The sequence below is a fragment of the Ancylobacter sp. Lp-2 genome (assembly GCF_020523795.1).
Lineage (GTDB): Bacteria > Pseudomonadota > Alphaproteobacteria > Rhizobiales > Xanthobacteraceae > Ancylobacter.
Map to the genome: position 1 here is coordinate 90,774 of NZ_JAJALI010000011.1, position 12,582 is coordinate 103,355.

General features: G+C 68.2%; 11 protein-coding genes. 3 read left to right on the forward strand and 8 right to left on the reverse strand.

Features of this window, described 5'->3' with window-relative positions; translation table 11 throughout:
• Nucleotides 1–115 precede the first annotated feature (115 nt).
• From LGR54_RS21885 to LGR54_RS21920, 8 genes are all read right to left on the reverse strand, one after another.
• Nucleotides 116–1,276, reverse strand: a complete 1,161-nt coding sequence (locus LGR54_RS21885) for a PotD/PotF family extracellular solute-binding protein (protein WP_230364076.1) — start codon at nucleotides 1,274–1,276, stop codon at nucleotides 116–118.
• Nucleotides 1,277–1,379: 103 nt separating this feature from the next.
• A complete protein-coding gene (locus LGR54_RS21890; RefSeq protein ID WP_230364077.1) occupies nucleotides 1,380–1,856 on the reverse strand; it encodes a nucleoside deaminase in 477 nt (158 codons plus the stop codon).
• Nucleotides 1,853–3,301, reverse strand: a complete 1,449-nt coding sequence (locus tag LGR54_RS21895; protein ID WP_230364078.1) for an amidase — start codon at nucleotides 3,299–3,301, stop codon at nucleotides 1,853–1,855. Before LGR54_RS21895 ends, LGR54_RS21890 begins: the two co-directional genes overlap by 4 nt.
• Nucleotides 3,302–3,352: 51 nt before the next feature.
• Nucleotides 3,353–4,048 (reverse strand): cyclase family protein, encoded by a 696-nt coding sequence (locus LGR54_RS21900; protein WP_230364079.1) that lies wholly within the window; start codon nucleotides 4,046–4,048, stop codon nucleotides 3,353–3,355.
• A 43-nt stretch (nucleotides 4,049–4,091) separates the two neighbouring features.
• Nucleotides 4,092–4,841 (reverse strand): ABC transporter ATP-binding protein, encoded by a 750-nt coding sequence (locus tag LGR54_RS21905; RefSeq protein ID WP_230364080.1) that lies wholly within the window; start codon nucleotides 4,839–4,841, stop codon nucleotides 4,092–4,094.
• Entirely contained in the window at nucleotides 4,838–6,634 is a 1,797-nt protein-coding gene (locus tag LGR54_RS21910) for an ATP-binding cassette domain-containing protein (protein WP_230364081.1), read from the reverse strand. Before LGR54_RS21910 ends, LGR54_RS21905 begins: the two co-directional genes overlap by 4 nt.
• Nucleotides 6,631–7,506 (reverse strand): branched-chain amino acid ABC transporter permease, encoded by an 876-nt coding sequence (locus tag LGR54_RS21915; protein ID WP_230364082.1) that lies wholly within the window; start codon nucleotides 7,504–7,506, stop codon nucleotides 6,631–6,633. Before LGR54_RS21915 ends, LGR54_RS21910 begins: the two co-directional genes overlap by 4 nt.
• Nucleotides 7,507–7,599: 93 nt before the next feature.
• Nucleotides 7,600–8,790, reverse strand: coding sequence for an ABC transporter substrate-binding protein (locus tag LGR54_RS21920; RefSeq protein WP_230364083.1), 1,191 nt, complete (start codon nucleotides 8,788–8,790; stop codon nucleotides 7,600–7,602).
• Nucleotides 8,791–9,096: 306 nt separating this feature from the next.
• Here LGR54_RS21920 and LGR54_RS21925 point away from each other — a divergent pair, with 306 nt between their 5' ends.
• Genes LGR54_RS21925 through LGR54_RS21935 form a run of 3 tightly spaced genes read left to right on the forward strand, consistent with a single transcriptional unit; the run spans nucleotide 9,097 to nucleotide 12,536 of the window.
• Nucleotides 9,097–10,059, forward strand: coding sequence for a LysR family transcriptional regulator (locus LGR54_RS21925; RefSeq protein WP_230364084.1), 963 nt, complete (start codon nucleotides 9,097–9,099; stop codon nucleotides 10,057–10,059).
• A gap of 31 nt (nucleotides 10,060–10,090) precedes the next feature.
• The gene (locus LGR54_RS21930) at nucleotides 10,091–11,338 is read left to right on the forward strand and encodes an amidohydrolase family protein (RefSeq protein WP_230364085.1); all 1,248 of its coding nucleotides are present in this window, start codon (nucleotides 10,091–10,093) and stop codon (nucleotides 11,336–11,338) included.
• Complete coding sequence (locus tag LGR54_RS21935) at nucleotides 11,325–12,536, forward strand: amidase (RefSeq protein ID WP_230364086.1); 1,212 nt, start codon at nucleotides 11,325–11,327, stop codon at nucleotides 12,534–12,536. Before LGR54_RS21930 ends, LGR54_RS21935 begins: the two co-directional genes overlap by 14 nt.
• The last annotated feature ends 46 nt before the right edge of the window (nucleotides 12,537–12,582 follow it).

The following is a 12,582-nucleotide window of genomic DNA, read 5'->3' on the forward strand; positions in this document are numbered from 1 at the left end:
GGGTGGATCGTGCGTCCGGCATGATAGGGCGAGCGCTCGCGGCGGTGGAAAGGTCGGAGGGAGGGGGCGGGCCGGAAGCCGGACAGCGACGGCAGGTCACCGTCCGGCGCGGGGGTCACATCGACTTGAATTCGGACCAGACGTCGTTCCATTCCTCGATGGACTGCTTCACCGGGGTCTGGCGGATGTGGATCCTGCCGTCCTTGTACTCATCCATGACGTTGCGGGCGTCATAGGTGTGGCGCAGCGCCTTGGCCTCGGCGGGGTGATCCTTGATCAGCACGTCCCAACCCTTCTTGTTGGGGATCGACGCCCAGTAGGACGGCAGGATCGCCGAGCGGGCCTGGCCTTCCGGCGAGGAGGCGTACTGGATGAACGCCTTGGCGAGGTCCTTCTTGGTGGAGGACGACACGATGGACATCGATTCCGTCCACTGGATGCCGCCTTCCTTCGGAACGGTGGCGGAAACGGGCACGCCGTTCTTCTGCAAGAGCAGCACCACCCAGTCGCCGACGCCGGGGATCGCGGCCGCGGTGCCGTTGGTCAGCATCGAGAACTGGTCCGCCATCGAGTAGAAGCCCGAGGTCTGCGGCTTCAGCGAGAACAGCGTCTTCTTCAGCTTGTCGAAGGCTTCGGCGGAGATGTCGAAGGGAGCGGGGTTGCCGTCATACAGGCTGAGGCAGCCCATGGTCGGCAGGTACCAGTCGAAGAAGCCGAGCTTGCCCTTGATTTTGTCGTCCCACAGCACCTTGTAGGATTCGACATCCTTCTCGCTGAGCACGTCGGTGCGGTAGGCGATGCCGAGATAGCCGAAGCGGATCAGCACCGAGTAAAGGCTCTCGTTGACCCAGTGCGGGCCGAACTTCTGGAACTCCGGCCAGTAGTCGGCGAGCGGGTAGTCGGCGGGGTCCATCTTGTCGATGAGGCCGCCCTGGGCGAGCATGCCGATATACTCGGCGTCCGCCAGCACCACGTCGAACGTGCCGGGAGGCGACTGGTTCATCAGCGCCAGCATCGGCTCGCCGCCGACATATTCCTTGGCGACGACCTTGCAGCCATACTTCTCCTCGAAGGGCTTCACGAAGGCCGGGTCGCCATGTCCGGGCCAGCTGAGCAGGTTCAGCACCTTGTCCTGCGCATAGGCTTCCTCCGGCACGGCGGCAGCGCCGACCGCGGCGGCGCCGGCGAGCGCGCCGGTGGCTTGCAGGAAGCGGCGGCGATTGAGCGGGTGAAGCAGCGCACGGAAATCCGTGATCTTGTCGTCGAACTCGTTCATTGACGATGGCTCCGTCGGGAAGGTTATTTGCGGGAAGGTTGTTTGAAGATCTTGGCCGGCCTTTTCCGCGGCCGGCATCGGTGCAGGCACAGGCGTGGGCACGTCACTGAAAGGCGCTGAACCCCGGCGAGGCGACCCACTCGTCCAGCACCTCGCGCGCCTCGGCGGCGAGCAGGCGTTCGGCTGGGAGGGCGCGGTCGTGGAGATCTGAGCGAACCGCCTGCGTCAGCGGCTCGAGGTCGAAGCCGACCTCGGTGCAGTCCTTGAGCGTGTTCGCGTAGTACAGGCGCGAGATCTTCGCCCAGAACATCGAGGCGACGCACATCTCGCAGGGCTCGCAGGTGGTGTAGAGGTCGCAGCCGCTGAGGTCCCAGCTCTTCAGCCGGCGGCCGGCGTCGCGGATCGCCTCCACCTCGCCATGCGAGGTGGCGTCATGGTTGTTGACGACGTTGTTCACCCCTTCGCCGACGATCTCGCCATCCTTGACGATGACGCAGCCGAACGGCGCTGAGCCGTCGGCGCGCATCTTCTCGCGGCTGATCTCGATGGCGCGGCGCATGAAGAAGTCGGGCGTGCTCATGGGTGGGCCTCGGTTGACGGGGGGCGGAAGGCGGGAGGAACCGGATCGAAGGCGGGGCGTACCCGTTCGACGGCGCTGGCCACCCGCACGACATCCGCCTCGCCGAGCGTGCGGCCGACGATCTGCAGGCCGACCGGCATGCCGGCGGCATCGAGGCCGGCGCAGACGCTGGCGGCGGGCTGGCCCGTGAGATTGAACGGGTAGGTGTAGAACACCCAGCTCACCAGGTTGCGGTCGGCGAGATGCGCGGGCATGTCGAGGCCGGCATCCAGCGAGGTGACCGGCAGCACCGGCGAGACCAGCGCGTCGTAGCGCTCGAAGAAGCGACACATCTCGTCGCGCAGCGCGTAGCGCGCGAACACCGTCTCGTAATAGGCGCGCATCTCCTGGCCGAGTGCGGCCTCCAGCACCACCGCGACCGAGGGATCGAGCAGCTCGCGCCGGGTCTCGACCACCTCGCGCAGGCGAGTGCCGACGCCGGCGTAGAATTCGGCGATCCAGAGGTCGGCGGGGTCGGTGGCGAAGACGCTCTCCACCTCCTCGACGATGGCGCCGAGATCGGCGAGGCGCCGGACCGCCGCCTCGGTCACCCGCAGCACCTCGGCATCCGGGCGGGCATAGCCCAGCGTCGGGCTCCAGGCGATGCGCATGCCCTCGATCGGGGCACCGACCGCGCCTTCCACGTCCGGCACCGGGCCGGCGACGCTGAACGGGTCGCGTGCGTCATGGCCGGCGATGGCGGCGAACAGCATCGCCGCATCGGCGATGTCGCGGGCGATCGGCCCGACATGGGCTAGCGTCGGCGTCGCCGAGACCGGCCACACCGGCACCCGGCCGAACTGTCCCTTGAGGCCGGCGAGGCCCGAGAAGGCGCAGGGAATGCGGATCGACCCGCCGCCATCGGTGCCGAGCGCGAAGGGGGTGATGCCGGCCGCCACCGAGGCGGCCGCGCCGGCGCTGGAGCCGCCCGGCGTCTTGGCAGGGTTCCACGGGTTGCGGGTGATGCCGGTGAGCGGACTGTCGCCCACCGGCTTGCAGCCGAACTCGCTGGTGGTGGTCTTACCGATGAGGATGGCGCCGGCTGCCTTCGTCCGCTCCACCGCCGGCGCATCGACAGTGGCGATATTGCCCGCCATGGCGCGCGAGCCGGAGGCATAGGGCGCGTCCTTCACCGCCATCAGGTCCTTGGCGGAGAACGGCACGCCGTGCAGCGGGCCAAGCGCCTCGCCATTGAGAACGGCGGCTTCGGCGGCCCGCGCGGTGGCCATCGCCTCCTCCTCGAAGATGAGGAAGAAGGCGTTGAGGCTCGCCTGCGTCTCCCGCGCCGCGCCGAGCGCCGCGCGGGTGAGCTCCACCGGCGACAATTCGCGGCGCGCGATGCGGTCGCGTGCCTCGTGGGCGCTCAGCCGCGAAAAGGGAGCATGTGCTGGTAGACCGGATATCATGACCATCACGCAGCAAGAACGATGCCGGACGGCGGACCGCCCGGCTGGAGCTCAGTCAACAATCGCGAAGGCGCGCACCGGCGAGCCGGAGCCGCCCTTGAACTTCAGCGGCACGCCGAAGAACTGGAACTCGCCCTTGCCGATCAGCTCTTCCAGATTGACCAGCCACTCCCAGTGGCTCATGCCGAGCTCGCGGCAGAGCCGATGCTGGGCGAAGATGTCGTCGGTCGGCTTGTCGGTGGAGGGGCCTTCGACGCCCTGCATCTTCGAGCCGCGGTCATAGAGCCAGCGCGTGGCCTCGACGGTGAGCAGCGGGTTCTTCCACACCGAATCCAGCCTCGGATAGTTGCGGGCGTGGAAGCCGGTGCAGAGCAGGACGATGTGGCCGTCGACCTTCACGCCGGCCTTCGCCTCGGCTTCCTGCATGTGCTCGGCGGTGATGTCGCCGAGATCGGGAATGTGCCTGAGGTCGAAGCACACTGCCTTGCCCATGAACATATCGAGCGGCATCTCGTCGATGGGCGCGCCATTGGGGTTCACGTGGCGGAACGCGTCGACATGGGTGCCGACATGGTCGAGCATGGCGATGAAATTGGTCTGGAAGGTCATGGCGTCGCCGGGCACGCCGAGTCCCAGCGCCTTGGAGCCCTCATGGCTGAGATGGGTGGTGATGACCGGCCGCTGGAACAGCTTGTGGGCCGGCATATTGTCCTCGATGAGCAGGCTCAGGTCGATGACGCGGGACATGGTCACTCCTTAAAGTTCTGAATAAGAGATGTGCCACAAAGCACTATAAAGAAACGGCTTTCTTCTTGCCGAGGAAGGATTCCATCACCTCGGGATCGCGGGCGATCTCCGCGCTCGGCCCGTGTCGCACCACGCGGCCATTGGCGATGACGTAAGCGTGGTCGGCGATGGCCAGCGCGTGCGCGGCCAACTGCTCGACGAGCAGGATCGACAGGCCCTGCCGGTTGAGCTCGGCGAGCACCGCCATCAGCTGGTCGACGATCTTCGGCGCGAGTCCGAGCGACAGCTCGTCGATGATCAAGAGCTCGGGTTCGCCCATCAGGCCGCGGGCGATGGCGAGCATCTGCTGCTCGCCGCCCGACATCGAGCCGGCCTGCTGGCCGAGCCGCTCCTTGAGGCGGGGAAATAGCGTCAGCACCTTGTCGAGCGTCGCGCGGGCGCGGGCGCCCTTCAGCCCGCCATGGGCGTAGGCGCCGAGGATGAGATTGTCCTCGACGCTCTGGTCGGGGAACAAGAGGCGTCCCTCCGGCACCATGACGAGGCCGCGCCGTACCTTGCGGTGGGCGGGGAGCGCCGTCGTGTCCTCGCCGCGGAACAGCACCTGGCCCTTGGAGGGGCGGACGAGGCCGGTGGCGCCGCGCACCATCGAGGACTTGCCGGCGCCGTTATTGCCGATCACCGCTACCAGCTGGCCGCGCCGCACGGCGAGCGAGATGTCGCGCACCGCCACCGCCGCACCGTAGCGCAGTTCGAGATGGCGGATGTCGAGAAGGGTATCGCCGCTCGTCGTCATGCCGAGGCCTCCGCGAGGTTGGCGTGGCTGGCCGAGCTGCCGAAATAGGCCTCGACGACGCGCGGATCGGCCTGGACGACGGCCGGAGTGTCGCTGGCGATCACCTGCCCGTAGTCGAGCACGGTCACGGTGTCGGCCACCGCCATGATCAGCTCGACATGGTGCTCGATGAGCAGCACGCTGATGCCGAGGCCGGCGATCCGGCGGATCATGGCTTCCAGCTCGTCGATCTCCTGCGTGGTCAGGCCGGCGGCGGGCTCGTCGAGCAGCAGCAGGCGCGGCCCGGCGGCGAGCGCGCGGGCGATCTCCAGCCGGCGCTGCAGGCCGAAGGGCAGGAAGCGCGCCTGCTCGTGCCGGTAGTCCGCCAGCCCGACGAAGGCGAGCAGCCCGGCCGCCGTCTCGCGGCAGCGGTTCTCCTCGCGGCGCATGGCCGGCGTGTGCAGCAACGCGGCGGCAAGGCCGTAGGCGAGGCGCTGCTGGTAGCCGACCATCACGTTCTCCAGCACCGTCATTTCTCCGAACAGCTCGGTGTTCTGGAAGGTACGGGCGAGGCCGGCGCGGGCGATCTCGTGGGAGGACAGGCCGGTGAGCTGGACGCCATCGAGTTCGAAGGCGCCGGAGGTCGGCCGGTAGAAGCCGGAAATGGTGTTGACGAAGGTGGACTTGCCCGCGCCGTTCGGCCCGATCAGCGCGTGGATCTCGCCCGGCTTCACCCGCAGCGAGGCTTCGGCGAGCGCGGTGAGGCCGCCGAAGCGCACGGTGAGCGCACGCGCCACCAGCTCGGCATGCGGGCGTCGCTCGTCCGGCGCCAGCGTGATCTCCGCCGGCAGCCCGGCCGTCGGCGTCGCCGCCTTCGCCGCGGGCCGCAGCCGGGCGGCGAGCGCGCCGAGCGAGCCCATGATGCCGCGCGGCAGCACGAACATCACCGCGAGGAGCAGCGCGCCATAGGCGAATTTCTGCCAGACGGCGAATTCCTGAAGGTATTCCGGCAGATAGGTGAGGATGTAGGCGCCGATCACCGGGCCGAAGGTGGAGGCGGCCCCGCCGAGGATCACCATCAGCAGGAAGCGCACGCTGTCGGTGAAGGTGAAGATGTCCGGCGAGATATAGGCGTTGAGGAAGGCGTAATAGGTGCCGGCGATGCCGGAGGTCACCGCCGCCACCACGAAGGCGAGGGTGCGCATGGCGGTGGGGTTCAGCCCCAGCGCCCGCGCCGCCGTCTCGCTCTGCGCGATCGCCAGCATGGCGCGGCCGTAGCGCGAGAATTTCAGATTGTGGGCCGCCAGCACCAGCAGAAACAACGAGGCCGCCAGCACGCCGTAATAGGCATAGCCCGACAGCACGGCGCCGAAGACGTTTGGGGCGGGAATGGAGGTGAGGCCGGTCGTGCCGCCGGTGAGCGACTGCCACTCGATGGCGACGTTCTCGACGATCAGCCCGAAGGCAATGGTGACAACGGCGAGATAGACGCCGCGCACCCGCACCGTCGGATAGGCCAGCAGCACGCCGAACAGCCCGGCCACCACGGCGGCGACCAGCGCCGAACCGATCATGTCGAAACCGAGCCGGGTCGCCACGATGGCGCCGGTATAGGAGCCGAGCGCGAACAGGCCGGCCTGGCCGAGCGAGACGAGGCCGGCGAGCCCGACCAGCACGTTGAGCCCGACCGCGATGATCGCGTAGATCAGGAACAGCATGAACAGCCGGAGCTCGTACTCGTTGCCCGAGGTGAGCGGCACGGCGAGGAGAAGCGTGGCGAGGGCGAGGAAGCCGAGGGTGTGGAGGCGGGTCATACCTTAGCCACCTCGCGCTTGCCGAACAGGCCCTGCGGGAAGACGAGCAGCACCACGATCATCAGCGAGAAGCCGACGATCTCGCGCGCGGCGGTGGAGACGTAGCCCTCGACGAACTTCTCGATCACCCCATAGGCGAGGCCGGTGAGCACCACGCCCGGCGCCGAGGTGATGCCGCCCATGATGGCGACCGCGAAGCCCTTGAGGCCGGGCAGCACGCCCATGGTGGCGGAAGCCTGCACCACCGGGGCTATGAGCACGCCGGCCGCCGCGCCGGTGAGGCTGGCCAGCGCGAAGGAGAAGGCGATCACGAGGTTGACGTCGATGCCCATCAGCGCCGCCGCGTTGCGGTTATGGGCGACGGCCTGCATGGCGCGACCGATCAGCGTGCGCCGCTGGAGCAGGCGCAGCCCGGCCATGGCGACCAGCGCGATGACGGGAATGGCCAGCTCCTGCGGGTAGAGCCCGGCACCGAGCACCTGCACCGAGCCGGCGACGCCGGGCGAGGGCAGCGGCAGCGCGTAGCCCTGCGTCTCGATCGTCGCCACGCTCTCGACCATGATGCCGATGGCGATGGTGGTCAGCATCCAGCCGATGGAGTTCGCCTGCCCGGCGAAGGGGCGCACGGCCAGCCGCTCGATCACGAAGCCGAAGGCGCCGCCGACCAGCACCGCCAGCCCGCAGGCGAGGGCCAGCGGCCAGCCGGCTCCCACCAGATAGGCCGCCAGCAGACCGCCGATCATCAGCGTGTCGCCATGGGCGAAGTTCACCGCGCGGGCGGCGGACCACATGATGTGGAAGCCGAGCGCGACCAGCGCATAGATGCCGCCGATGGCGAGCCCGGAAAATATGTATTGCGCCACCGTCGACATCGGCGGGGGTCTCCTCGCGCGTGAACGCCGTTGGGGGGAGGGCGAAAGTTGCTGCTGCGAAAGGCGGCGGGCGCTGGGCCCGCCATCTCCGTCTCACTTGTCGTAGGGCGAGCCCTTGAAGGGGATCAGCTTGCCGTCGTGCCACACGGCGAGCAGGTAATGCTCCGGCAGCAGGGCGTCGTTGCGCTCGGGATCGGCCTTGTCGAAGGCCGGCTTGTAGGGAGCGACCAGCCCGTCGCGATTGACCTCGTAGAGCGCCTTCTGGACCTTCGCCCAGTCGAAGGCGCCGGCGATCCTGATCGCGTCGGCAAGGATGTAGACGGCGTCATAGGCATCGGCGATGCCGGAGGCGGCCTTGATCGCCGAGGGATCGTTCAGCCCGTATTTCGCCGCGAGCGCCGCGAGGACCTTCTTGCCCGTCTCGCCCTGCGGCGTCAGGAAGGAATAGGTCTGCATGACCCGCACGCCATTGGCGAGCGGGCCGGCGAGTTCGCCGAGATTGCCGCTGATGCCCCAGGCGCCGATCACCGCCGGCTTGTAGCCGATCTTGTCCATGGCGCGCAGGATCTGGTTGCCTTCGCGGTCGAGCGACCAGACCATCACCACTTCCGCCCCGGCATCGCGGGCGCGGATGACCTGCGGGGACATGTCCTGGTCGTTCCAGTTGAAGGTCTCGGCGGCGACCAGTTCCTTGCCGCGCGCGGCCATCGCCGCCTTGATGTCCGGCAGCGCGCCGTTGCCCCAGCCGGTGTTCTCGTAGAAGAAGGCGATCTTGCCGTCCTTCGAGACCTTCAGCGCCTCGTCGACGAGGAAGCGGGCCACCCACTTGTCCTTGGCGGAGACGCGGAACATGAAGTTCGGGTCGCGCCCGTTCTCGATGGCCTTGGTGTTGGCCGCCCACACGCCGATGTAGGGAATGCCGATCTCGTTGACCGGCTCGACCTGCGCCACCGCGACGGTGGAGTGGAAGCCACCGAGCACCGCGATGCACTTGTCGGCCAGCGCGATGCGCCTCGTGTTGTCGACGCCGCGCGGCGGCGCGCCGGCATCGTCATACTGGACGAGGCGCAGCTTCTGGCCGAGCACGCCGCCGGCCTCGTTGATCTCGTCGATGGCGATCTGCGCGCCCATCTTGATCGCCTGCCCGGAAAAGGCGGCCGGGCCGGTGACGGCGGCCGAATTGCCGATGCAGGGCTGCTGCTGCGCGTGGGCCATCGAGCCCGCAAGGCCGAACGCCACCGTCGCCGCCAGAAGCTGGCCGCGCATAAGTCCTTTGGAAGACATGTTTATTTCTCCTGTCGTGGCCAGGATGAACGGAGGGGGTGGGCGTCGAGGCCCGTCTCTGTCGGGTACTGAGCTAGGCTACGTATAAGGACTGCCTATCGACAAAGATGATTTTCCAATCGGAGATATAGGCTGTGGCTATTGTGTGTAATTATAGGCAATTCATATAACACAGTGGATCGTATATCTTATTGTTTTTACGGTATTAATTGAAAACATATGTCAATAGTTTGTGCATATGGACTATTTTTTAGTCGTTTGACATTTGGTTTTTGAGCGGCAGAGTTGGCGACGAAAGGCCTTTCCATGGATCTGCGTCAGCTCAAATATTTCGTTCAGATCGCCGAAAGCGGGAATTTCTCGCGCGCGGCGGAGGTGCTGCGCATCGCCCAGCCCTCACTCAGCCAGCAGATGAAGAATCTGGAGGAGGAGCTGGGGGTGGACCTGCTGCTGCGCCATGCGCGCGGTGTCACCCCAACGGAGATAGGCCAGCAGTTCTACGACCACGCGCGGCGCATCCTCGAGGAGGTCGAGCGCACCCGCGACGTCGTCCGGTCGCAGTCGCTGAACCCGTCCGGGCGGGTGTCGGTGGGCCTGCCCACCTCGGCCTGCCGCGGCCTGTCGCTGCCGTTGATCACCGCGATGGAGGAGCGCCAGCCCAACATCACCCTGCACATCGTGGAGGCGATGACCGGCTACCTCGACGACTTCATCCAGATGGGTCGGCTCGACGTTGCCCTGCTCTACGACCACAAGGCCTTCGAGCATGTGGCGTGGACCGAGATGATGGTGGAGGACCTGATGCTGTTCGCGCCGCCGGATCATCCGGTGGTGGCGCAGGGCAGCATTTCCTTCCGCGACATGTTCGCGCTGCCCATCGTGCTGCCCGGCGCGCCCAATGTGATGCGCACGGTGATCGAGCAGTTCGCCGCCCGCCACGACGTGGTGCCCAACGCCATGGCCTGCGACAGCCTTCCCGCCATCGCCCGCATGGTTCGCGCCCGCAAGGCGCTGGCGGTGATGCCGCATTTCGCCTTTTCCGACGAGATGGAGCGCGGCGAGATGGTCGCCGTTCCCATCGTCGACCCCACCCCGTCCTGGCGCCTGTCGGTCGTGGTCTCCCAGCGCACGATGAACCCGCGCGGCAGCGAGGCGGTGGCCAAGGTGATGGCCGACGTCATCGCCGAGATGGTGGGAGCGGGGGTCTGGCTCGCCCGGCTCCGGGGCGACCGCGCCCGCCTTGAAACACTGCGTACCGTCACGCGCTGACGCGCGCCCCCGATGCCGAGGAGACCGTCCGATGGAACTGATCGTAACCAATGCCCGACTGGCGGATGAGCCGGAGCGGCTCGTCGACATCGCCATCGCCGACGGCCGCTTCGTGGCGATCGGGGCGGGTCTGGCGGGCGATGCCGAGCGGCTGGACGCGCAGGGCCGGCTGGTCGCGCCCGGTTTCGTCGAGACGCATATCCACCTCGACAAGTCCTGCATCCTGGAGCGCTGCCGCTCCGCGCGCGGCGATCTCACCGAGGCCATCGCCGAGGTCGCCCGGGTCAAGGGCGACTTCACCGCGGAGGACGTCTACGCCCGGGCCAGCCGCACCATCGAGAAATGCATCGCGCAGGGCACCACGCACATGCGCACCCATCTGGAGGTCGATCCCGGCATCGGCCTGCGCAGCCTCGAGGGCGTGCTGGCGGCGCGCGAGGCTTATCGCTGGGCCATCGACATCGAGATCTGCGTGTTTCCGCAGGAGGGGCTGCTCAACAATCCCGGCACCGACGAACTGATGGTGGAGGCGCTGAAGCGCGGGGCCGGCTGCGTCGGCGCGGCGCCCTACACCGACAGCGACCCGCACGGGCAGATCGACCGGGTGTTCGAGATGGCGCGCGAGTTCGACGTCGATGTCGATATGCATCTCGACTTCGGCACCGACACGGCGGGGCTCGACCTGCATCACGTCTGCGATTGCGCGATGCGCTTCGGCTGGGGCGGGCGCACGGCGATCGGCCACGTGACCAAGCTCGCCTATGTCCCGCCGGCGCAGCGGGCCGAGATCGCCCGGCGCATGAGCGACGCCGGCGTGGCGCTCACCGTGCTGCCCGCGACCGACCTGTTCCTGATGGGGCGCGACCGCGACCATGCCAAGACGCGCGGCGTGGCGGAGGCGCACGAATTCCTGCATCACGGCGTGAACTGCTCGCTCTCCACCAACAACGTGCTCAACCCCTTCACGCCGTTCGGCGACTGCTCGCTGGTGCGGATGGCGAACCTCAACGCCAATATCTGCCATGTCGGCTCGGCGCACGACATGGGCGAGTGCTTCCAGATGGTCACCGGCCGCTCCGCTCGCCTGCTGAACCTCGAAGATTACGGCATCGCGGTCGGTAATCCGGCGGATTTCGTCGTGCTCGACGCTGCCAGCCCGCAGGCGGCGGTGGCCGAGCTGGCGCCGGTGCTGCACGCCTTCAAGCGGGGGCGCCGGACGCTCACCCGCCAGCCGGCGCATCTCCATTTTCCCGAAGGGGCGTCCCATGCCCGTTCCTGACGCCACGGCGACCGGCGCCTTCTGCGGGCCGAACAACGCCACCGCCAAGGGAGGCGGCGCGGGGCCGCTCGCCGGCCTCAGCTTCGTGGCCAAGGACATGTTCGACATCGCGGGCTCCGTCACCGGCAACGGCAATCCGGATTGGCTGCGTACGCATGAGCCCGCGCCGCGCCATGCCTGGGCGGTCGCTCGGCTGCTGGAGGCCGGCGCGGACCTGGTCGGCCGGACGGTCTGCGACGAGCTGTGCTACTCGCTGACCGGGGAGAACACCCATTACGGCGCGCCGCTGAACCCGGCCGCGCCGGCGCGGGTGTCGGGCGGCTCGTCGAGCGGCTCGGCCAGCGCGGTGGCGGCGGGGCTGGCCGATATCGGGCTCGGCTCGGATTGCGGCGGTTCCATCCGGGTGCCGGCCAGCTATTGCGGGCTCTACGGCATCCGTCCGACCCATGGCGTCGTTTCGCTCGACGGCTGCGCGCCGTTCGCGCCCAGTTTCGATTGCGTCGGCTGGATGGCGCGCGACGCCGCGACGCTGCTGCGGGTCGGCGAGGCGATGCTGGGCGCGGCGGCCGGGGAGCCGCCGCCGCCTCGCCTGCTGATGCCGCGCGAGGCGTTGGAGGCGCTGGCGCCGGACGTGCGGGAGGCGCTGGTGCCGGCGTTGCGGCGGGTAGAGGAGCTGTTCGGCGCGGCCGAGACGATCGACCTCGCCCCCGAAGGGCTGGCGCGGTGGTCGGCGGTGTTCCGCACGCTGCAGGCGGCGGAGATCTGGAACTCGCTAGGCGGCTGGATCGAACGCGTCGGCCCGCAATTCGGCCCCGGCGTCGCCGAGCGCTTCGCCCTCGCCGGCACGGTGACGGCGGCGGAGGTGGGGCAGGCGAAGATCGAGCGCACGCGGATCGTCGAGGCTGTGCGGCGGCAGCTGGTGCCCGGCACGTTCCTCGTACTGCCGACGGTGCCGCGCGTCGCGCCGCTTAAGGGCCTCCCGGTGGCCGAGGTCGAGGTCGCCTATCGGAACCTCGCCATGAACCTCTTGTGCATCGCCGGGCTTGCCGGCCTGCCGCAGGTCTCGCTGCCGCTGGCTCACAGCGAGGGATGCCCACTGGGACTGTCGCTGGTGGGCGCGGCCGGATCGGATCTGGCGCTTCTCGGGATGGCGCGGCAGATCGACCGGCACCGGTCGGCGCCGGGCGGGCCGGCCTGAGCTAGAGCGCTTTCGAGCGAAGTGGAATCCGGTTCGCGTGAAGAAA